This window comes from Nostoc sp. UIC 10890 (assembly GCF_054786515.1).
In genome coordinates this window covers 3070191-3090274 of the sequence record NZ_JBSGKF010000001.1, presented here as the reverse complement: position 1 = coordinate 3090274, position 20084 = coordinate 3070191, and the positions used below count along the sequence as shown (strand labels likewise).

20 protein-coding genes and 1 tRNA gene are annotated in these 20084 nt (G+C 42.5%); 14 read left to right on the top strand and 7 right to left on the bottom strand.

The features are described 5' to 3' along the window. The first annotated feature begins 94 nt into the window (after window positions 1-94). Window positions 95-186 (top strand) — tRNA-Ser (locus ACWATR_RS12345). 192 nt (window positions 187-378) lie between these two features. Further along, complete coding sequence (locus ACWATR_RS12340) at window positions 379-1701, top strand: ABC transporter substrate-binding protein (RefSeq protein WP_460332607.1); 1323 nt, start codon at window positions 379-381, stop codon at window positions 1699-1701. Window positions 1702-1778: 77 nt separating this feature from the next. Here ACWATR_RS12340 and ACWATR_RS12335 read toward each other — a convergent pair whose 3' ends face one another. Then, a complete protein-coding gene (locus ACWATR_RS12335; RefSeq protein ID WP_460332605.1) occupies window positions 1779-2621 on the bottom strand; it encodes a hypothetical protein in 843 nt (280 codons plus the stop codon). A 523-nt stretch (window positions 2622-3144) separates the two neighbouring features. Between ACWATR_RS12335 and ACWATR_RS12330 the strand changes: the two genes are divergently transcribed. From ACWATR_RS12330 to ACWATR_RS12320, 3 genes are all read left to right on the top strand, one after another. After that, the gene (locus ACWATR_RS12330) at window positions 3145-3462 is read left to right on the top strand and encodes a hypothetical protein (protein ID WP_435020554.1); all 318 of its coding nucleotides are present in this window, start codon (window positions 3145-3147) and stop codon (window positions 3460-3462) included. A gap of 214 nt (window positions 3463-3676) precedes the next feature. Next, the gene (locus ACWATR_RS12325; protein WP_460332603.1) at window positions 3677-5404 is read left to right on the top strand and encodes a succinate dehydrogenase/fumarate reductase flavoprotein subunit; all 1728 of its coding nucleotides are present in this window, start codon (window positions 3677-3679) and stop codon (window positions 5402-5404) included. Between the two features lie 81 nt (window positions 5405-5485). Beyond that, on the top strand, window positions 5486-5671 hold the full coding sequence (locus tag ACWATR_RS12320) for a DDE transposase family protein (protein ID WP_460332601.1): 186 nt from the start codon (window positions 5486-5488) through the stop codon (window positions 5669-5671). Window positions 5672-5763: 92 nt separating this feature from the next. Here ACWATR_RS12320 and ctpC read toward each other — a convergent pair whose 3' ends face one another. Continuing rightward, window positions 5764-7047: a carboxyl-terminal processing protease CtpC gene (ctpC, locus tag ACWATR_RS12315; protein WP_069070847.1), complete on the bottom strand. Its 1284-nt coding sequence runs from the start codon at window positions 7045-7047 to the stop codon at window positions 5764-5766. A gap of 224 nt (window positions 7048-7271) precedes the next feature. Here ctpC and ACWATR_RS12310 point away from each other — a divergent pair, with 224 nt between their 5' ends. The 3 genes from ACWATR_RS12310 (at window position 7272) to ACWATR_RS12300 (ending at window position 9479) form a co-directional block, all read left to right on the top strand. Further along, a complete protein-coding gene (locus ACWATR_RS12310) occupies window positions 7272-7520 on the top strand; it encodes a hypothetical protein (protein ID WP_460332599.1) in 249 nt (82 codons plus the stop codon). A gap of 249 nt (window positions 7521-7769) precedes the next feature. Next, window positions 7770-8093 carry a thioredoxin gene (gene trxA, locus ACWATR_RS12305; protein ID WP_069070846.1) on the top strand — a complete coding sequence of 108 codons (324 nt, stop codon included), beginning with the start codon at window positions 7770-7772 and terminating at the stop codon, window positions 8091-8093. Window positions 8094-8666: 573 nt separating this feature from the next. Further along, window positions 8667-9479 (top strand): carbon-nitrogen hydrolase family protein, encoded by an 813-nt coding sequence (locus ACWATR_RS12300; RefSeq protein WP_460332597.1) that lies wholly within the window; start codon window positions 8667-8669, stop codon window positions 9477-9479. A 166-nt stretch (window positions 9480-9645) separates the two neighbouring features. Here ACWATR_RS12300 and fba read toward each other — a convergent pair whose 3' ends face one another. Then, complete coding sequence (gene fba / locus ACWATR_RS12295) at window positions 9646-10725, bottom strand: class II fructose-bisphosphate aldolase (protein ID WP_069070843.1); 1080 nt, start codon at window positions 10723-10725, stop codon at window positions 9646-9648. Between the two features lie 157 nt (window positions 10726-10882). Between fba and ACWATR_RS12290 the strand changes: the two genes are divergently transcribed. Next, on the top strand, window positions 10883-11119 hold the full coding sequence (locus ACWATR_RS12290) for a hypothetical protein (protein WP_460332595.1): 237 nt from the start codon (window positions 10883-10885) through the stop codon (window positions 11117-11119). Here ACWATR_RS12290 and ACWATR_RS12285 read toward each other — a convergent pair. Next, on the bottom strand, window positions 11100-12521 hold the full coding sequence (locus ACWATR_RS12285; protein WP_460332593.1) for an NADP-dependent isocitrate dehydrogenase: 1422 nt from the start codon (window positions 12519-12521) through the stop codon (window positions 11100-11102). The two genes, ACWATR_RS12290 and ACWATR_RS12285, sit on opposite strands and share 20 nt — an antisense overlap. 359 nt (window positions 12522-12880) lie before the next feature. Between ACWATR_RS12285 and ACWATR_RS12280 the strand changes: the two genes are divergently transcribed. Next, window positions 12881-13600: a GUN4 N-terminal ARM-like repeat domain-containing protein gene (locus ACWATR_RS12280; protein WP_460332591.1), complete on the top strand. Its 720-nt coding sequence runs from the start codon at window positions 12881-12883 to the stop codon at window positions 13598-13600. 107 nt (window positions 13601-13707) lie between these two features. After that, window positions 13708-14829 (top strand): ABC transporter ATP-binding protein, encoded by a 1122-nt coding sequence (locus ACWATR_RS12275; RefSeq protein ID WP_460332589.1) that lies wholly within the window; start codon window positions 13708-13710, stop codon window positions 14827-14829. Here the strand turns inward: ACWATR_RS12275 and ACWATR_RS12270 are convergent. Then, complete coding sequence (locus tag ACWATR_RS12270; RefSeq protein WP_460332587.1) at window positions 14784-15014, bottom strand: hypothetical protein; 231 nt, start codon at window positions 15012-15014, stop codon at window positions 14784-14786. The two genes, ACWATR_RS12275 and ACWATR_RS12270, sit on opposite strands and share 46 nt — an antisense overlap. Window positions 15015-15174: 160 nt before the next feature. Here ACWATR_RS12270 and ACWATR_RS12265 point away from each other — a divergent pair, with 160 nt between their 5' ends. Together ACWATR_RS12265 and ACWATR_RS12260 are read left to right on the top strand one after the other, a co-directional pair. Beyond that, a complete protein-coding gene (locus ACWATR_RS12265) occupies window positions 15175-15798 on the top strand; it encodes a Uma2 family endonuclease (protein ID WP_460332585.1) in 624 nt (207 codons plus the stop codon). A 531-nt stretch (window positions 15799-16329) separates the two neighbouring features. Further along, window positions 16330-17100, top strand: coding sequence for a superoxide dismutase (locus tag ACWATR_RS12260; protein ID WP_460332583.1), 771 nt, complete (start codon window positions 16330-16332; stop codon window positions 17098-17100). A 124-nt stretch (window positions 17101-17224) separates the two neighbouring features. Here the strand turns inward: ACWATR_RS12260 and rsmG are convergent, their stop codons facing one another. Both rsmG and ACWATR_RS12250 read right to left on the bottom strand, forming a co-directional pair. Continuing rightward, window positions 17225-17962, bottom strand: coding sequence for a 16S rRNA (guanine(527)-N(7))-methyltransferase RsmG (gene rsmG / locus ACWATR_RS12255; protein WP_460332581.1), 738 nt, complete (start codon window positions 17960-17962; stop codon window positions 17225-17227). A 122-nt stretch (window positions 17963-18084) separates the two neighbouring features. Beyond that, window positions 18085-18759 carry an ABC transporter ATP-binding protein gene (locus ACWATR_RS12250; RefSeq protein ID WP_420758653.1) on the bottom strand — a complete coding sequence of 225 codons (675 nt, stop codon included), beginning with the start codon at window positions 18757-18759 and terminating at the stop codon, window positions 18085-18087. Window positions 18760-19059: 300 nt separating this feature from the next. On the opposite strand from ACWATR_RS12250, the gene ACWATR_RS12245 reads away from it, so the two are divergent. After that, entirely contained in the window at window positions 19060-20016 is a 957-nt protein-coding gene (locus ACWATR_RS12245) for a Sll0314/Alr1548 family TPR repeat-containing protein (protein ID WP_460332578.1), read from the top strand. Window positions 20017-20084: the final 68 nt, after the last annotated feature.

Below are 20084 nucleotides of genomic sequence, written 5' to 3'. Positions count from 1 at the left end.
TTAGTGTTTTGTAAATAACCAATGACCAATGACAAATGACAAATGACTATTGACTCTTCCCAACAAACCTGCTAACATTGATATTCGTGAGTCAGGAGAGGTGGCTGAGTGGTCGAAAGCGGCAGATTGCTAATCTGTTGTACGGCAGGCAACTCCGTACCGAGGGTTCGAATCCCTCCCTCTCCGTTTTCCAGCCTTTGATACAGAGTGTATATTCTGTGTACAACAATAAGTAGTAATGTCGGGGTAAATACCTCTACTCCTGAAGATGGATGATATGATTTATCCTTTGGAGTCTTGATTAAGATACAACTAATTTATAAATCTAGTTTGAATCTTATTTTAGACTCCTAAATATCTGAGGAGTTAAAGTTATTTATGAGAAAAATTAGCGCCGCCTTAACCTTCGGTATCGCTACCCTAGCAACTGGGTTCCTAGTTGGGGCTTGTGGCGATAGTAGTACTCCTAACGGCACAGCTAACAGCGGAAGTACAGCTACGCCAGCGGCAAACTCAACTACCACAAGCAGTTCTAAAGGGCTAAAAATTGGTTCCCTGCTACCGACAACAGGCGACTTGGCTTCTGTAGGACAGCAGATGCTAGGTTCTGTCCCTTTGCTCGTTGATACAGTCAACGCTTGCGATGGAGTGAATGGCGAACCAGTTACCTTGGTGCAAGTAGACGACCAAACTGACCCCAAAGCTGGTGCTGCCGGTATGACCAAACTAGCAACCTTAGATAAAGTAGCTGGTGTAGTTGGTTCCTTTGCCAGTAGCGTTTCTAGTGCAGCAGTTTCCATTGCCACGCCGAATAAAGTGATGCTGGTTTCCCCTGGTAGTACCAGTCCTGTCTTTACTGAAAAAGCTCAAAAAGGCGACTTTAAAGGCTTTTGGGCACGTACTGCTCCCCCCGATACCTACCAAGCACTAGCTTTAGCCCAACTTGCCAATAAAAAAGGTTTCAAGCGAATTTCTACAGTCGTGATTAATAACGACTATGGCGTTGGCTTTGAAAAAGCATTTGTGCAAACTTTTGAAAAATTGGGTGGAACTATTGTTAATAAAGATAAGCCTGTCCGCTACGACCCGAAAGCCCAGACATTTGATACAGAAGCAGCGACGGCATTTGCTGGTAAGCCTGATGCAGTACTGGCTGTACTCTATGCGGAAACTGGTAGTTTGTTCCTAAAAGCCGCCTATCAGCAAGGTGTGTCCAAGGGAGTACAGATTTTGTTGACAGATGGAGTAAAATCGCCTACTTTCCCAGAACAAGTTGGCAAAGGCAGTGATGGTAAATATATTTTAACTGGAGCGATCGGTACAGTACCCGGTTCCGATGGTAAAGCACTAGAAAGTTTCAACAAACTGTGGAAGGATAAAAAGGGTGGTGCGCCAGGGGAATACGCTCCTCAAGCTTGGGATGCAGCTGCTTTATTGACATTGGCAGCACAAGCTGCTAAGGAAAATACAGGCGTTGCTGTAGCTAGCAAAATCCGTGAAGTGGCTAATGCGCCTGGAACAGAAGTTACCGATGTCTGCGAGGGGCTGAAGTTGCTTAAACAGGGTCAAGATATCAACTATCAAGGAGCTAGCGGCAATGTAGATGTTGATGCCAATGGTGATGTGGTCGGTGTTTACGATGTCTGGACGGTAGGAGACGATGGACAAATCAAGGTGATTGACAAAGTTACCCCTAAGTAGAAAGTTAGGAGTTAGGAGTTATTAGTTATGAATTTAATCTTAATTACTCCTAACTCCTAATTCTTAACTCCTAACTCTTAAAACCCACTGAAGTTGTAACCAACTCCTAACAATAAGCCCACATCAGTTTGGTCGAAAAATCCTGCATTCACAGCGGCCGTTGCTGTGAATTGAGGAGTTAGAGGCACATCAATGCCACCAGAGATTAAAAAGGCAAATTGCGAATCATCACCAGTTTTGTAAGCTGCACCCACTCCTATATAAGGTGCAATAGGCAAAGGCTCACTAAAAGCGTCTGCTGACTGGAAGTTAAAATCGTAGGTAATAGGAAGTAGAACTGTAGTATTGTCCCCAATTACGGCTGAGGGTCGCACAGATATAGAATTTGTTAGTCCGATTTTGCTGACTATTGCGAAGTTACCGTCGCCTAAAGATGAGTCTCCACCACCCAAACCAATGTTAGCAGCGATGCCAACATAGCTGCTGCCGCCACGGGTACTTCTACCTAAATCAATATCCGATTGCGCCACTCTGGTATCAGATGGTTGAGTAGTACTTTGAGAAGTCGGTTCTACAAACTCAGATGTGAGTGTCGCAGATGAGGTTGCCACTGTGCCTGGAATGGGTGTAGACGTTACACTGGCGTTTTCCTGTATCGCAGTGTTGGGTAACTGATGTACCTCAGTTAATTTTGTTACTGTAAATTGCTCAGTTGTTTCTGTAGAGAGATTTTGCTTTGCAGTGTCTAGTTCTGCACTAAACTCGTTGGGAGATGCTACGGTTGCGGAAGGCTCAGTTAATGGCTGAGTGTTCAACGTGTCCACTGTCTGAGCAGTTGCAGATAAGCCGCTACTCAGAAATGCAAGAGCAGCTATACTCGGCAACCAAAAAACACCTTTACGAAGAAAAATAGTATTCACATTCACTCCTAAAACAATATTGCCACGAAAAATAAAGGTTTTTGTTGATTGAAGTCAACAAATTCGGGCAATACTCAAAATTTAACACCAAAAAATCGGTTTTACATCCTGCACTTTACTTGATTTCTCTAGTTAATATTTACTAGCAAAAAATTAAATACTATAACAATCCTGAATCATTCCTGAAAAACAATATCCCTCACAACTTTTACAAGTCGGGGATATGTGGGTTGCAATTTTCACAAAATTAAATAGGATTGCTATATATTGTGAATATCCTGAATTTGGCAGATGACAAAATCTCTCTTGGTTTAAAGAAAAGAGAGTATTTGTTGAAGAGGTCATCAGGATTGCGACCTTTCTTATGAAAGGGAGAAGTTTTTTTCAGCATAGCTGCCTTGCCGCTTTTGGCGGCTTGATTGTGAAGTGATATTACAAAGCTTGCAAAAATATTTAGAAATTGTCTACAAGGCAAACATAGTTCTAACGTAGAACCTATTAGGAGAGACTTGAGGCTAATGTGATGAGCGAAAATAATATTCAAAAGTATCGGTTTGTCTGTACTCTGACTTTTGGTGATATCTACGGTCAAATAATTGTTTGGTTAATTACGATTACTCTAAGTTTGGCATCAGCTTTGGCGTTAATGGGTGCCAAGCGACCTGTGTACGCTTTAGCGACGGCGGGTCTTGTCGTTCTGCTATCGCTACCTTTCTTGTTGTTTGCGTTTGTCACTACCTTGTTAAATCATATTGAAGTCACTCCTGTAGGCCCGGGAACCAAAATGGAACCCATGCCAGGTAATGTGTCTCAGCAACAACCTGTACAAGTAACTAGCTAAAGAGTTAGGAGTTATCAGTTATGGGTTATGAGTTACTCTATCTGTCTCATAACTCTTCATTTTTAACTTTTCACTCCTAATTTCAAATATTTGTCACAACGTCCCTGTCTATAGGCAGGGATTTTTTTTGTAGAGATGCCGCTGTTGCAATGCACTACCTGATTAATCACGTCTCTACAATAGAACAGCAGTGGTTTGCAGTCGGGGGCTAAATATGCTTGAACATGATGTGATTATTGTCGGTGGTGGATTGGCAGGGTGTCGCGCTGCTGTAGAAATTGCCCGCACTGACCCTAGTTTAAATATTGCTGTGGTTGCTAAAACCCATCCAATTCGTTCCCATTCAGTTGCGGCTCAAGGTGGTATGGCTGCGTCACTGAAAAATGTTGATTCAGAAGATAGTTGGGAAGCACATGCTTTTGATACTATCAAGGGTTCTGATTACTTGGCAGACCAAGATGCTGTAGCAATTCTCACCCAAGAAGCGCCAGGTGTGGTGATTGACTTGGAACACATGGGCGTTTTGTTCTCTCGCTTACCCGATGGGCGCATTGCCCAACGGGCTTTTGGCGGACATTCCCACAACCGCACTTGCTACGCCGCTGACAAAACTGGTCACGCGATTTTGCACGAATTGGTTAATAATTTGCGGCGTTATGGGGTGCAAGTTTATGAAGAGTGGTACGTGATGCGTCTCATTTTAGAAGAAAATGAGGCGAAGGGTGTGGTAATGTTCCATCTTTTGGATGGACATATTGAAGTGGTGCGGGCTAAGGCAGTGATGTTCGCCACAGGCGGCTATGGTCGCGTTTATAACACTACCTCTAATGATTACGCTTCTTCGGGTGATGGTTTGGCGATGACTGCGATCGCAGGTTTGCCCCTGGAAGATATGGAATTTGTCCAGTTTCATCCCACTGGCTTGTATCCAGTAGGGGTGCTGATTTCAGAAGCGGTACGGGGAGAAGGGGCGTATCTAATTAATAGTGAAGGCGATCGCTTTATGGCGAATTATGCACCTAGTCGGATGGAACTGGCTCCTCGTGATATTACCTCACGAGCAATCGCTTACGAAATTCGCGCTGGACGTGGTATTCATCTTGATGGCAGTGCTGGTGGTCCCTTTGTCTATTTGGATTTACGCCATCTGGGCAAAGAAAAAATTATGAGTCGCGTTCCCTTCTGTTGGGAAGAAGCGCACCGCTTAGTAGGCGTTGACGCAGTAACTCAACCTATGCCAGTCCGTCCGACAATTCACTATTGTATGGGTGGTATCCCAGTGAACACCGATGGGCAAGTCCGTAGTAGTGGTGATGGCTTAGTTGATGCTTTCTTTGCTGCGGGTGAAACATCTTGTGTTTCCGTGCATGGTGCTAATCGTTTGGGGAGTAATTCACTACTGGAGTGTGTGGTTTATGGCAAGAGAACTGGGGCTGCGATCGCCAAATTTATACAAAAACGTAAGTTACCGTCTGTAGATGAGCAACGTTATGTAACAGAAGCCCAGCAACAAATTCAAGCTTTGCTAGAACAACCAGGACAGTACCGAATTAACCAAGTCCGTCAAGCCTTCCAAGATTGTATGACTGAGTATTGTGGTGTTTTTCGCACTGAGGCATTAATGACTGAAGGGTTGCACAAATTAGAAGAAATACAACAGCAATATCCGCAAATTTATTTAGATGACAAAGGTAGTTGCTGGAATACCGAGCTCGTGGAAGCTTTGGAATTGCGAAGCTTGATGGTAGTGGGACAGACTATTTTGGCATCAGCTTTAAATCGCCAGGAAAGTCGTGGTGCTCATTTCCGCGAAGATTATTCCCAGCGAGATGATGCTAACTTTCTTAAACACACAATGGCTTACTATTCACCAGCGGGAATTGACATTCAATATCGACCGGTGGCGATTACTATGTTTGAGCCAAAAGAGCGGAAGTATTAAATTTTAGCTAAAGGGTGAAATAGAAAATTTCATCCTTCTATAACTTTCTAATTTTTATATGTGGGTGGCTGGATTTAAAGTATGAACAAACTACAAACTTGGTATATTGTCAAGCGTTCTGGCGGAAACTGTGAAATCATAGCCAGCGACCAAGTTGGCGAAGATAATTTAGAAATTATAGAACAGTGGGGGCCTTTGAGTTCTCAAGAAGAAGCGATCGCTCGACGTGTCGGACTTATTCGGGCTGGGAAGTGCCAACCAATTTAAGTTAGGAGTTTTGAGTTAGAAGTTATGAGTTGACAATGACAGTCTTTATTCCTAACTCCTGACTATTCCCTCCTAACTTTATTCCTGCCTCTTCATTTTTCTGCTGTGGTTGTGCCCTTAACAGCAATTTTTTTACCTATCACTTCCACTGCTTTAGCGAATTGAGGGTCTGCTAAAGTAGCAAGTTTGTCACGTTCGTTGAGCCACAAATCTTGTCGCTGGGCATCGGTCAAATCCACCTTCACATCTGGATCAATACCATGCTTATTAATATCTCTATCATTGGGCGTGTGGTATTTGGCAATTGTCACCGCTAATCCTGAGCCATCTTCTAGTGGACGTACTGATTGCACTAATCCCTTACCAAAGGTTTGAGTACCCACCAAAGTTGCACGTTTGTTGTCCTGCAACGCTCCTGAAAGGATTTCGCTGGCACTGGCTGAACCTTTATCCACTAATATTACCAACGGTTTATTTGTCAAAGCACGTCCGTTTGCTACTTCTCGCTCTCGTTCACCTTTGCGGTCAATGGTAGAAACAATTGTGCCTTTATTCAACCACATCCGGGCAATATCTATACTGGAGTAAAGTAAGCCGCCTGGATTACCACGTAGGTCAAGGATATATCCAGCTACCCGTTTGCTTTCTAAATCTTTGATGGCGCTTTGCATTTCTTTACTAGCACCAGCGCTGAACTGGTTTAAGCGAATATAACCAAGATTCCCTGCTGGAGTTTTCTTTTGGGAATATTTAACCGGATGGATTTCAATTCGCGCTCGTTTGATGTCAAACTTTCTTGTCTGACCATTGCGCTGAATAGTTAAGCTGACTTGCGTTCCTGCTTCACCTCTAATCAAGGATACTGCTTGATTAGTATCCATTCCCTTGGTGCTTTTGCCATCGATTTGGAGGATGACATCTTTCGCTAAAACACCAGCTTTAAAGGCTGGCGTATCTTCGATTGGCGCAATTACAACCAATTGCTTTGTTTTTTCATCCTGACTGATCGTAATCCCAATCCCTGTAAGTTCCCCAGAGGTATCCACTTGCATATTCTTGAATTCCTGTGGGTCCATAAATCGGGTATATGGATCTTCTAGCTTTTTCAGCATTTCCCGAATGGACTTATATGCTTCCTGGGGATTACTGTAGGACTTGCTTAAGTACTCCTTACGAACAGCCTGCCAATCTACCTGATTAAAAGTGCCGTCTACATATTGGCGCTGAACAATTTGCCAAACTTCATCTACCAATTCTTTGGGACTTGCTTTAAATAAAGCCTGACCTCGCGAATGAATGCCAAGGCTAGTAACAGCGATCGTGGAGAGTGTCACTGCCGTAGCACCCAAAACAAGCCTACTTTTTGTAATCACCATAATGACAGTTGCGTCAGAGGGAAAATTTATAGTCAGTATGCTCAATCTAACACAGGCTACCACTGTACAGACCAAGCATGTATTCTTAATTTAAACAAAATACTTGACAATCCGGCGAACTTGGTACTTAAAAGATACAAAATTTTTGGGAATGGGTAATAGCTTTCAAGGGTAAGTATTTAAGAAAGGCATAAGATAAGCAGGTAAAATACTTATCTAATGTCTTGAAAGATGGCAAACAAGGCAGTTTTTATGGGCATAAAACCCAGATTATTCAGCCAAAATGTGCCGAAATACATCTGTGTGCTATGGCGATCGCTAGTGGCAAGTTGAGTGTTGTTGGTTCTATTTATGCCTATATTCCCATTAGGCTTCACTCCACAACTGAATGTCTCTCAAATCACCCTCTCTACTGCATGATTGTTAAATACCTACTCTTGAGTGCCACTCCCCATTCCCCAATCCTTCAATAAATTTTCCAGCCCCCTAAACAATTGCTGGAAAAATCCGATATGTCACCTACAATAGAGATAGCGGAGACGAATGTTTCCGTTCACTCCTCACACCACACTCCGCCCGGACTACTGTTCGGGCGGTTCCTTATGTTTGTAAATAAATTCTAGAGCTTCTTTGCAAATGTACATCCTCGCACTCTCAAGCTGAGGTTTTTGCTATGGTAGAATTTTCACCAAGCTCAGATATTATTGGCGAAGGTTTTAGGCATGTCAACAGCCGCACAAGTTACCGATTCTAGTTTCAAGCAAGAAGTACTCGATAGCGATGTACCCGTTTTAGTTGACTTTTGGGCACCCTGGTGCGGACCATGCCGTATGGTAGCTCCTGTTGTCGATGAAATCTCCGAACAGTACAAAGGTCAAATAAAGGTCGTAAAAGTCAATACTGATGAAAATCCTAATGTTGCTAGTCAGTACGGCATCCGCAGCATTCCTACATTAATGATTTTTAAGGGTGGACAAAAAGTCGATATGGTGGTTGGCGCCGTGCCTAAAACTACATTAGCTTCCACTCTCGAAAAGTATCTTTGAAACTCAATAGGCAATAAAATCCTTTTGAGTTATCCATGTTCTTCTAACTTGAGGTTAATTTTTATAAACAAGTTTGAGAGGCGTAAATTTATCGTTTTTCAAACTTGTTTACATTTGTATACAGTTTGATAATATCTTTAGGAATTTTCTACCTCAAAAACAACTCATTAGGGAATGGGGCATGGGGAATGATGTTATGTTACCAATGCCCAATGCCCAAGGGACGAGGCGACTATCCCTCTCCACAAAGGGATGGAGTTTTCTGTCGCTTTCAATAACTAAATTTCTACCAATTTGAAAACATAAGAATTCACACCAGTCCAGATTGGCATTAGTTGCTATGTAAATACAGAAATTTTCATACCAGACAGCTTTTATCAGGGTTTGATCACAACCTAATTGCGATCTTGCTTAGTTTGTTAGAACCCAAAGGAAGATTAAGAGCAACAATAAAACAAGTCTTTTAGAAGAAAATCTTAGCTGATGTATTTCTAATTAAGTTCCACAAATGTTGAAGTAGCGATATATTTTGATAATCTATCTTCCATAAATCAACTGTTCGTTGTTGAATCTATGAAGTCTTATTTAGCCGCCGCTATTCAATTGACCAGTGTGCCCGATCTACAGAAAAATTTGGCACAGGCAGAAGAATTAATAGAGCTTGCCGTGCGTCAAGGTGCTGAATTGGTGGGTTTGCCAGAAAACTTTTCCTATATGGGAGAAGAAAAAGATAAACTCGCACAAGGGGATGCGATCGCTCTTGAAAGTGAAAAATTTCTCAAAAAAATGGCTCAACGCTTTCAAATTACGATCTTGGGCGGCAGCTTTCCACTTCCCGTAGACAATACAGGCAAAGTTTATAACACAACTCTACTCATTGACCAAAACGGTCAAGAACTTGCCCGCTACTACAAAGTACACCTATTTGATGTTGATGTCCCCGACGGCAATACCTACCGCGAATCCAGCACGGTTTTAGCTGGTACGCAACTCCCCCCCGTCTATTTCTCAGAAAAACTTGGCAATCTAGGACTTTCTATTTGTTATGATGTCCGCTTCCCTGAACTGTATCGTCACCTGGCAGATAAGGGAGCTGATGTTATCTTTATTCCCGCCGCTTTTACCGCCTTTACTGGCAAAGACCACTGGCAAGTACTACTACAAGCCAGAGCCATCGAAAATACCGCCTACGTCATTGCTCCTGCCCAAACAGGTAACAACTACAGCCGCCGTCTAACCCACGGACATGCCGTTATTATTGACCCTTGGGGTGTAATTTTAGCCGATGCAGGGGAAAAGCCGGGAATTGCGATCGCAGAAATCAAGCCTACTAGGCTCGAACAAGTCCGCCGTCAAATGCCCTCTTTACAGCATCGAGTGTTCTAGGGATTGGGGAATGGGGAATGGGGACATGTAGAGCAATCATGCTCCATTCCTAATCCTTAATAAGTCAACAAAAAACCGGGTGTTTACCCGGTTTCTGACAACATTAAAAATCTCGGTTTTTTAGGGGCATAGTTTTGCTATGCTCCTATTTATTTAGCTGTCAAAATTAAACTTTAGCAGCAGCTTTGGTAACAACGTTAAGTTCACCCTTAGCATACTTAGCAGCAAAATCTTCCAAAGAAATTTGCTTAATCTTGCTGGCGTTGCCAGCTGTGCCAAATTGCTGATAGCGTTCAGCACAAACCTTCTGCATGTATGTGATAGAAGGCTTGAGGAAGTGACGGGGGTCAAATTCCTCTGGTTTTTTAGCCAAAGCTTCACGTACAGCAGCAGTAATAGCCAAACGGTTGTCGGTGTCGATGTTTACTTTACGTACACCACTCTTAATACCTTTTTGGATTTCTTCTACAGGTACACCGTAGGTTTCAGGAATTGCACCACCATACTGGTTAATCAGTGCAAGCAAATCTTCAGGTACAGAAGAAGAACCGTGCATTACCAAGTGGGTGTTGGGCAAACGGCGGTGAATTTCTTCAATGCGGCTGATTGCCAAAATTTCCCCAGTAGGCTTGCGGGTAAACTTGTAAGCACCATGACTAGTGCCAATGGCAACAGCTAAAGCATCTACTTGGGTTGCTTCTACGAATTCAACAGCTTCATCAGGGTCGGTTAGAAGTTGTGAGTGGTCAAGTGTACCCTCAAACCCGTGACCATCTTCAGCTTCACCAGCACCAGTTTCTAGAGAACCCAAACAACCGAGTTCACCTTCAACGCTGACGCCCAAAGCATGAGCTACATTTACAACTTCGCGAGTAACATTGACGTTGTACTCGAAGCTAGCGGGTGTTTTCGCATCAGCTTCTAAAGAACCATCCATCATCACGCTGGTGAAGTTGTTCTTAATTGCTGAGTAGCAGGTAGCAGGAGCATTGCCATGATCTTGGTGCATGACAATGGGAATGTGAGGATAGGTTTCTACCGCCGCCAAAATTAAGTGGCGGAGAAAGTTTTCTCCTGCATAATTACGAGCGCCTCGTGAAGCTTGCAAAATTACGGGGCTATCTGTCTCGACAGCAGCCTTCAGGATTGCCTGAATCTGCTCCAAATTGTTAACGTTGAAAGCTGGGATGCCGTAACCGTTTTCAGCTGCGTGATCCAACAGCAGCCGCAGTGGTACAAGCGCCATAGATAGTCCTCCTAATGTGGTTGTCAGCTAGTCGGTCTGAGAGAAGCGCAATAATTACGCTAAATCTTAAGAGTTTTTTCAACTTATAGGAAATTATAACTAGTGTCGTGTATCTATGTTGAAAAAGTTTACGCCATAGTTACTATAAATATGTCCTATGCTTACTCATACTGTTGTACGGTGCGCTACCCCAAGACTAGAGGCTTTGGTAGCTTTGTATCCCAAATGCTTTGAAAAAGGCGATCGCACTCCTAACTATTTTGCCAAATCAAGAAGCGATCGCCTCACGCAAAAGGCGCTAATTTATGGACAAATGTTGCGTGTTCGGAAGATTGCCAGCCTGTTGGTAAAACAGTTAACTGGCATCAGTGTACTTAACCAAAATGTTGAATAATTGCGTCGGCAAATTCAGAACATTTTAAGGGTTCAACTGGTGGTTCAAGCAATCGAGCTAAATCGTAGGTGACTTGACTACTCGCGATCGCATCGCTTAAACCTTTCTTAATTAGGTCTGCGGCTTCTTGCCAACCCATAAATTCCAGCATCATCACCCCAGACAAAATCACTGAACCTGGATTAATCCGATCTAAGCCGGCGTGTTTGGGTGCAGTGCCGTGGGTAGCTTCAAATATGGCACTAGAATCACCAATATTTGCTCCTGGTCCCATTCCTAATCCGCCAACAATGGCAGCAGCAGCATCAGACAAGTAATCGCCGTTCAAGTTCATCGTCGCCAAAATCGAATATTCATCCGGTCTGGTTTGGATTTGTTGAAAAATACTGTCAGCAATCCGATCATTCACCAAAACCTTCTCTTTCCATTTGCCATCGCCGTGGGTTGCCCAAATTGTGTTAAGAACAGTTTCAACTTCCTTGACAACTTGCGCTTTCTTGTCTGGGGTAAGATTATCAAACCCAGGCTCAATCTGGCGGGCGTTTTCTTCCAAGGAAATATTGGGATTTTTTTCCTTGTTACTCAAAATCCAAGATTCCTGTTCAGTGACAGTTTCTTGGCGAAATTCGCTGGTTGCTAGTTCATAACCCCAATCGCGGAAAGCGCCTTCGGTGTACTTCATGATGTTGCCCTTATGCACCAAAGTCACTTGTTGCTTATTTTTGGGCAATAGCAAGGCGTGTTTGATGGCACGTCTGACTAGGCGCTGAGAACCAGTTTTGCTGATGGGTTTGATGCCAATACCAGAATCAAGAGGAATGCGTTTTTTCCCATGTTCTGGGGTGGCGGGGATTAGTTCTTCATTGAGAATTTTAATTAAGCGATCGCCGATTTCGCTACCTTGTCGCCACTCAATGCCTAAATAAATATCTTCCGTATTCTCTCGGTAAACAATTACATCCAGCTTTTCGGGATTTTTGTGGGGTGAGGGCGTACCCGCATAGTAACGGCAAGGACGCACGCAGGCATACAAGTCAAAAATTTGCCGTAATGCCACATTTAAAGAACGAATACCGCCACCAATGGGAGTAGTCAAAGGCCCTTTAATAGCTACACCATATTCTTCAATTGCCGTCAGAGTGTCTTGAGGTAAATACTGATAAGTACCGTATAAATCACAAGCTTCATCCCCAGCGTAAACCTTGAACCAACTAATTTGACGCTGACCTTTATATGCTTTGGCTACTGCTGCATCTAGAACCTTTTGGGTAGCAGGCCAGATGTCTATACCTGTACCATCGCCGCGAATAAAGGGGATAATTGGATTGTCCGGTACGATTGGTTCACCATTTTTGAAGGTAATTTTTGCTCCGGCTGCGGGGGGGGTAATCTTTTCGTACATCGTTCACACACTCCTAATCGATACGCTGCTATTCAAAAAAACCTTATGTGGCAGGCTTGTATTTTGGGTACTGGGGATTGGGTACTGGGGATTGGGAAGAGACACGAAGTGATTTTTTCAATAATTCACCCTTGTCCTCCATGTCCCCTCAGTCGTAGTACCCAGTCCCCAGTCCCTAGTCTCCAGATTTTCCCCCTATTCCCCTTGTACATTATTTGGGGATTTAGTGTGGGATTCAGTGAAGCGATCGCAATTTTGTACGATCAAAAATAGTAAACTACTTTTCGCTATCAGTGCTTCACTTTAGAGAATGCCCCATAGCTTACCGCTCTTTCACTGACCGTTAACACAAGAATGGCATGACAGACCCAATGATTTTATCAGGCCCTGCAAATGACATCGACTCCCTGCGACAACCGTTAATCGCTGGGTCTGAAAAAGTCCAACAGCAGATAATCCCACAGTTAGCTGAGTTGGGTAATGAGGGATTAGACGTGTTGATGGAATTTTTACTGAAACGACGTGAGAACCCAGCGACTTGGATTGATGGCAAAGCTTACCAAGTCCTTTACAGTTCTGATGCACCTCAAGTCAAAGAATTTTTGCGCTCCTGTTTTCCTGAAGGAATTGTACCTCTAAAATCAGAGTGCGGGATTAACTACAATTCTTTGCAACAGCTACTTGCTGCTCAAGACTTCCAAACAGCCGATCGCGTCACCATCGAAAAAATGTGTGAACTCTCAGGGCCAACGGCTGTACAACGAAAATGGTTGTATTTTACTGAGGTAGAAAATACCTCGGCTGTTGACTTGCAAACCATTAACAATCTCTGGTTAGTTCACTCCGAAGGTAAATTTGGTTTTTCAGTGCAGCGAGAAATCTGGTTAAGTTTGGGTAAAAATTGGGAGAATTTCTGGCCGAAAATTGGCTGGAAAGCAGGTAATACCTGGACGAGATACCCAAACGAGTTTACCTGGGATTTGAGTGCGCCTAGAGGTCATTTACCCCTTTCTAATCAACTTCGGGGAGTACGAGTTTTTGCTTCTTTACTTTCTCACCCAGCTTGGACAAAGTTATGAGTTAGAAGTTATTAGTTATGAGTTGAAGAGGTTTTTAATTTAAAACTCAAAACTCAAAACTTAAAATTCCTAACTCCTAACTCCTAACTATTAACTTTAATCAGATAATGGCAAATGTTCGTCTAGAAGATATTAAGCGTAGATTCAATAACGTTACCGCGATCGAGGACATTACCTTTGAAATTCCTGATGGCGAGTTTTGGGTTTTAGTGGGGCCATCGGGTTGTGGTAAATCGACAATTTTGCGAACGATCGCGGGTTTAGAAAGCGCCACATCAGGTAAACTCTTTATTGGCGATCGCTTGGTGAACAATATCCCGGCCAGACAACGCGATGTAGCAATGGTGTTCCAAAACTACGCTCTCTATCCTCACATGAGTGTGGCGGAGAACATCGCTTTTGGCTTGCAAATGCGAAAGGTTGACCGAAAAATCATTCAAGAACGGGTGATGAATGTGGCGCGATCGCTTTCTCTGGATCACTTGCTGGATCGTAAACCGAAACAACTTTCTGGGGGACAGCAACAACGGGTAGCATTAGGGAGAGCGATCGCTCGTGAACCACAAGTATTTTTACTTGATGAACCCTTATCTAATTTAGATGCCCAATTGCGCGATGATACAAGGGCAGAATTGAAACAGCTACACCAAGAATTAGGCATTACAACAATTTACGTCACCCACGATCAAGTTGAAGCGATGACTTTGGCTGATAAAATCGTCGTGCTAAATCGAGGGCGGATTCAACAAATTGGCGATCCTCAGACTATTTATGCAAGTCCTGCTAATCAGATGGTGGCAAGTTTTTTAGGCAATCCACCAATGAATATTTTGCCTGCAATCTATGAAAATAACGGTTTTGATGTGAGTGGACAATTATTAGAAATTCCAGCAGATGTGAAAGAAAAATTACATTTGCGTCAGGGACACAGTTTTGATTTGGGGATTCGTCCAGAGCATATAAAAATTAACACGGACACAGAAGGGGCTGAACGCCCCTATACCGCTAACAGGACTCAAAATTCAGGACTGTTATCGGTTGAAGTTAGACTGGTGGAACCTCTGGGAAGGGAAACTTTGATTCGTGCTGGTTTACCTGGTTCGGCGGTAGTCTTGAATATTCAGGTAGGTGGGGATGTGCGTCTGCGTCCAGGCGATCGCCTTTCTCTACAACTCGATTTAGATTACTTATTTGTATTTGATCCCAAAACTGGAGACAGAATATTATAAGCGTTTCGGAGTGTAAAATATAATTGTTTTGTGTGCGATCGCTGTGACGGGGTGTAGGGGCAATCGCTGTAATTGGTGGCGAGAGATAGGTTAGCGATCGCATCCAGAATCATCACCACACCGCCGTTAATCCAATTTTTGACCGTAACTCTGACCTTGCTCTTGCGTCGTGCGATCGCGGTCATTTGTTAATCAAATAGCGACAATTTGCTGTATCTCTTGCTGAGTAAGAATCTTGGCGCGTCCATGCCGATTTACTTTCACCTTTGGTCGCTACACCCCGTTAACTCTTAATTTTCAGGTTACAGCAGTGTGAACGTTTATATCCATAATTAGGATGAAATAATGATTCAATCACTACAAAAACTATTTACATTTGATGAATATTTAGAGTTTTTAGAAACACAACCGGAAAACATTCGTTATGAATTACACGATGGAAATATTATTCAAATGCCGCCACCATCAGGGAAACACGAGCAAATAGTAGCATTTTTAACAATGATATTAGGGTACGAGTGTCTTCGTCTTAAACTTAATTACGGCATACCTAAAACCGCAACAGTGAAGCCAGAAAATACAATGTCAGGGTACTATCCTGATGTTTTATTAATGAATTTTTCTAACTTGGATAATGAACCATTATGGGAGAAACAATCTATTCTTAGTAAACCAGATTCAATTCCATTAGTGATTGAAGTGGTCAGTACTAACTGGCGAGATGATTATCATAAAAAGTTTGCCGATTATGAAGAAATGGGTATTCAAGAATATTGGATTGTGGATTATGCTGCTTTGGGTAGCAAAGAATTGATAGGCGACCCCAAACAGCCAACAATCACAATTTACTCTTTAAGTGATGAGGGTGAATATCGTGGTAAACAGTTTAGAGGAGACGACCGTATAGAGTCGCCAACATTTCCAGATTTAAATCTAACTGTTGAACAAATTTTTTCAGTACGTTATTGATGAATTAAACCATAACCGCCGCAAGTCTTCAATCACTGGGATTGATCGAGTAGCTAGCTTCCTTTTAGTGTTTGACTTCCTAATATGTAGAAAACTCGTTCAAGCCAACGCTTGACTTTTTTGAATCAATTTCGTGAGAGTAATAATAGCACCGATAGTTACCTAAAAAATTTTCTTCCTGCTTTAAATTAAGATTAATTTCAGGGATTAAATAAGGGTTGTTGATAATGGACGCTTTGATTTTTATTAATTGAGGTATTGTAACCATGATTGAGAATATATATGTTATTGCTGACTAATTATTATTATCAAAATGGGTGGACACTGCCACCCATAAAACTACTGATTAGTTGTAAAAAGAGAGTTTAAGTAAAAATACATAACGTTTTGAAGGTTAGTACTTAATATTACAAATATAAAAAAGTTTCTTAAAGTGCCAGCAATAATCGCAAATTTCCAATTTTTTGTAGCCAGAATCTAAGAAAATAAAAACTGCAATAGAGACTTAATGGATTCGCTGCAAAAACTTATATGACTATTAATCGACGCCATTTCTTGTTTTTACTCACAGCAGGTGCGGGTGCTTTTACATTAGAGGCTTGTGCATTGGCAGAGAAATCTCCTGACCAAGGAAACACTGCAACTCCCAACACAACTCCCAACACAACACCAACTACAACAGGGGCTATCCAACTACCACCTTTAGCTTACGCCTACGAAGCACTGGAGCCACACATTGATGGCAAAACGATGCAGTTTCATCATGATAAACACCATGCAACTTATGTAAAAAACTTGAATGCAGCGTTAGAAAAACACCCAGAACTCAAAGGCAAAAGTGTTGAAGAACTGTTGCAAAAACTTGACAGTGTACCACAAGATATTCGCAGAACAGTACGCAATAATGGTGGTGGTCATGTCAACCACTCAATGTTCTGGGAAATTATGAAGCCCAAAGGTGGGGGAGAACCAACAGGAAATATTGCCTCCGCAATTAATCAAAATTTTGGCAGTTTTGCAGCTTTTAAAAAACAGTTTAACGAAGCTGGTGCTGGCCGTTTTGGTAGTGGTTGGGTTTGGCTAGTGCGTAACAAAGATGGCAAGCTGGAAGTTACAACTACAGCTAATCAAGATAGTCCCTTAAGTGAAGGTAAATATCCCATCCTCGGTAATGACGTATGGGAACATGCATATTATCTCAATTACCAAAATCGCCGTGCCGATTATTTAGATGCTTGGTGGAACGTGATTAATTGGGATGAGATTAACAAGCGATTTGCAGCAGCAAGTAAATTTGCTTAAACATTGGGACAAGGAAATAAATAAAAGTTGATCTTCCGCTCCTGTCAAAGTAATTCGTAATTACAATGAGTAGACACTTGTACCCTTTATAATTACGAATTACGAATTACGAATTACGAATTAATTAAAGGGGTTTTTGAGTAGGTACACCAATAGCACGGGGAAACTGAACTGGTGTGGTACCTACCTTACGCAAATACACGCAGTGCCGGATGCTGTGACTCAGGGGTGTTGTAAATTGTTCGATTGATTCAATGACGCCACCCAACTGCTTCACAGCATTCTGCAAAGCAGTTGTTTCGTCCTCTATCCAATTACCGCGATAAATTATGGCTAAACCTCCCTGTTTGAGCAGTGGTAGGGTATATTCTGCACAGACGGAGGCTGCCCCTACAGCACGGATCAATGCAATATCGTAAGCTAGTCGATGCTGGGGATGCTGACCGATTTCTTCAGCCCTACCAACAAGAGTTTTGGCATTGATAAGGGTAAGTTCAGTTAATATATTGTCGAGAAAATTAATTTTTTTCCGTGTGGAATCCAGAAGAGTAATGGTGCAATTAGGTACAGTAATTGCCACTGGAATACCCGGAAAACCCGCGCCTGTACCAATATCGATGAGAGCAGGGGAAGCAGGGGATAAATTTCCTGATAACAGGGGTGCAATTCCTCGTAGAGAATCCCAGAGATGTTTTTCCCAAAACTCTTGGGGATCAGTAATCCGAGTTAAATTTAGTTGGCGATTACCTTCTAGGATTAACTCATAAAGTTTTTGGAATTGTTCCTGCTGTTCGACAGTTGGCTGCCAATTGAGAGTTTGCTGCCAGATTTCTGCCATCTCAGGCAATTTGTCATTTGTCATTTGTCATTTGTCATTTGTCATTTGTCATTTGTCATTGGTCATTGGTCATTGGTCATTTGTCAGGAATTATTATTCTCCTCTGCTCCCCTGCTCCCCTGCCCCCCTGCTCTCCTGCTCTTTTCTTATACGGATGGTAGAGGTTCTTTAACTTTGGATTCTAGTGTCTTTGGGTCTACTGATTGTAGTTCGCCGTGGTTGAGTGTCCAACAACGATCTGCGATCGCTAACAAATCCCCAGGATCGTGTGTCACTATCAACAGTGTCCAATCTTGTTTCAGTTTCGCTAATAAATTCACCAGTTGCCGACGCATTGACCAATCTAATCCTGCTGTGGGTTCATCCAATAACAGTAAATTTGGCTGGCGAATCAATTGCACTGCTAAAGCTAAACGTCGTTGCTGACCACCACTCAAAGCATGGGGGGCGGCGGAAAGCGATAAATGCTCTAATCCCACCTCACTCAACGCCTGTCTGACTCGTTCTGACCCTAATTCAGGATGTCCTAAACGCAATTCTTCTAAAATTGAACCACCGCAAAAGTGCCGCTCTGGAAACTGAAATACCAACCCAGCCAATTGTTGTAGCTGTTCGGGCATCAGTTCTTGTTCCCGCCAGAATAGTCCGCCACTAGTGGGTTCAGCTAGTCCCGACAAAATCTCTAGTAAGGTACTTTTACCAGAACCACTCGGGCCAATAATCAGACCTAGCTGCTGGGGTGCTAATTCCAAGTTAATCGATTTGAGAATCGCTGTTGGACACGCTGTAGGGTGATAAATTAAATTACGGAGATAGAGCATTTGTTAAGATTACCAAAAAGTCAGCAAATTACTGATTAGCTACACTGAGAGCATCTGAAAAATTCAAAGAAAGGATTAACATCTTAATCTAGCAGCAAAAATTATCCACATTTTTCTCCATTGTGGCAGACTCACTCTTAAACAATGGCTATAACCAGCCTGGGAACATGGAAAAATGACTAAAGTCAACCTCTATATAAAAAAATTTTGCTTGAAGCAGAGGCAAGTTAAAATTAACCATTTTTTGCATTCTAAGTAACACATACAACTATTTCAACCGCAATTATTCTAAGGGTTAAAATGACTAAAAGGTTTTCTTTGCCTCAATTAGTAGTGTCTGCTAAATTCACTACCCTTACTCAGACTGCTTTTGCTGCTGCGATCGCCTTTGGCGTTGCCCCTTGGGCAATCGCACTTAATTTTGGGGTAAATCCCTCTCTGGCTGGCGATCCGTTTCGCGATCGCGAACCTCATCAAATTGGCGACCAAACAGAAGCAGCTTTTAAAGCGATTTTCCAACAGGGCAACTATCCAGCCGCAGAGCGTTATCTGGAACAAGCAGTATCCAAAGAGCCAAATGAACCTTTAGCTTATGCCATGAAGGCATCTTTAGCATACGGAAATAAAGATTGGGCTAAACTAGGCACTTATAGTCAGAAAACTCTAGAAAACGGACAAAAACTGATTTCTAGCGATCCATTGCGTGGTAATTTATACACTGCTGTTGGCCATTTTTTAGAGGGTGCAGTAGTTCTTACCCGTGAAGGTACTGTCAATGGTGTACCGCAAGCTTTTAGTCGGTTGCGACAAGTTTATGAATATTTAGACAAAGCCGAAGCAATTTCTGCCAACGATCCAGAACTGAATTTAATCAAGGGTTATATGGATTTATTATTGGCGGTTAATTTGCCTTTTGCTAGCCCAGATCAGGCAATTAGACGTTTAGAACAAAATGCTGCTCCTCAGTATCTAGTGGATCGGGGTGTTGCCCTTGCTTACCGAGATTTAAAACGGTATCCACAGGCACTAGAGTATGTCAACCGAGCGATTAAAACCACATCCGATAATCCAGAAATTTATTATCTCAAAGCCCAAATCCTTAAACAACTGGGTCAAAAAGAAAAAAGCCAACAGATGATCCAGGAAGCGATCGCTAATTTTGACAAAGCATTGACTAAAAAATCTCAACTCCCCGATGATTTAGTCAAACAAATTGAGGGTGAACGCAACAGGGCTGCTAGCTTGAAGAATCCTTAACTGCCATTCCCCATTCCCAATTCCCAATTCCCCATTCCCCATGCCCTACTTTGATATGCTTATTTCCA

What these genes read in the sequence shown, in the direction of transcription:
- ACWATR_RS12340 (WP_460332607.1), top strand. Translation starts at nt 379, where the DNA reads ATGAGAAAAATTAGCGCCGCCTTAACCTTCGGTATCGCTACCCTAGCA.
- ACWATR_RS12330 (WP_435020554.1), top strand. Translation starts at nt 3,145, where the DNA reads ATGAGCGAAAATAATATTCAAAAGTATCGGTTTGTCTGTACTCTGACT.
- ACWATR_RS12325 (WP_460332603.1), top strand. Translation starts at nt 3,677, where the DNA reads ATGCTTGAACATGATGTGATTATTGTCGGTGGTGGATTGGCAGGGTGT.
- ACWATR_RS12320 (WP_460332601.1), top strand. Translation starts at nt 5,486, where the DNA reads ATGAACAAACTACAAACTTGGTATATTGTCAAGCGTTCTGGCGGAAAC.
- ctpC (WP_069070847.1), bottom strand. Translation starts at nt 7,047, where the DNA reads ATGGTGATTACAAAAAGTAGGCTTGTTTTGGGTGCTACGGCAGTGACA.
- trxA (WP_069070846.1), top strand. Translation starts at nt 7,770, where the DNA reads ATGTCAACAGCCGCACAAGTTACCGATTCTAGTTTCAAGCAAGAAGTA.
- ACWATR_RS12300 (WP_460332597.1), top strand. Translation starts at nt 8,667, where the DNA reads ATGAAGTCTTATTTAGCCGCCGCTATTCAATTGACCAGTGTGCCCGAT.
- fba (WP_069070843.1), bottom strand. Translation starts at nt 10,725, where the DNA reads ATGGCGCTTGTACCACTGCGGCTGCTGTTGGATCACGCAGCTGAAAAC.
- ACWATR_RS12290 (WP_460332595.1), top strand. Translation starts at nt 10,883, where the DNA reads ATGCTTACTCATACTGTTGTACGGTGCGCTACCCCAAGACTAGAGGCT.
- ACWATR_RS12285 (WP_460332593.1), bottom strand. Translation starts at nt 12,521, where the DNA reads ATGTACGAAAAGATTACCCCCCCCGCAGCCGGAGCAAAAATTACCTTC.
- ACWATR_RS12280 (WP_460332591.1), top strand. Translation starts at nt 12,881, where the DNA reads ATGACAGACCCAATGATTTTATCAGGCCCTGCAAATGACATCGACTCC.
- ACWATR_RS12275 (WP_460332589.1), top strand. Translation starts at nt 13,708, where the DNA reads ATGGCAAATGTTCGTCTAGAAGATATTAAGCGTAGATTCAATAACGTT.
- ACWATR_RS12270 (WP_460332587.1), bottom strand. Translation starts at nt 15,014, where the DNA reads ATGACCGCGATCGCACGACGCAAGAGCAAGGTCAGAGTTACGGTCAAA.
- ACWATR_RS12265 (WP_460332585.1), top strand. Translation starts at nt 15,175, where the DNA reads ATGATTCAATCACTACAAAAACTATTTACATTTGATGAATATTTAGAG.
- ACWATR_RS12260 (WP_460332583.1), top strand. Translation starts at nt 16,330, where the DNA reads ATGACTATTAATCGACGCCATTTCTTGTTTTTACTCACAGCAGGTGCG.
- rsmG (WP_460332581.1), bottom strand. Translation starts at nt 17,962, where the DNA reads ATGACAAATGACAAATTGCCTGAGATGGCAGAAATCTGGCAGCAAACT.
- ACWATR_RS12250 (WP_420758653.1), bottom strand. Translation starts at nt 18,759, where the DNA reads ATGCTCTATCTCCGTAATTTAATTTATCACCCTACAGCGTGTCCAACA.
- ACWATR_RS12245 (WP_460332578.1), top strand. Translation starts at nt 19,060, where the DNA reads ATGACTAAAAGGTTTTCTTTGCCTCAATTAGTAGTGTCTGCTAAATTC.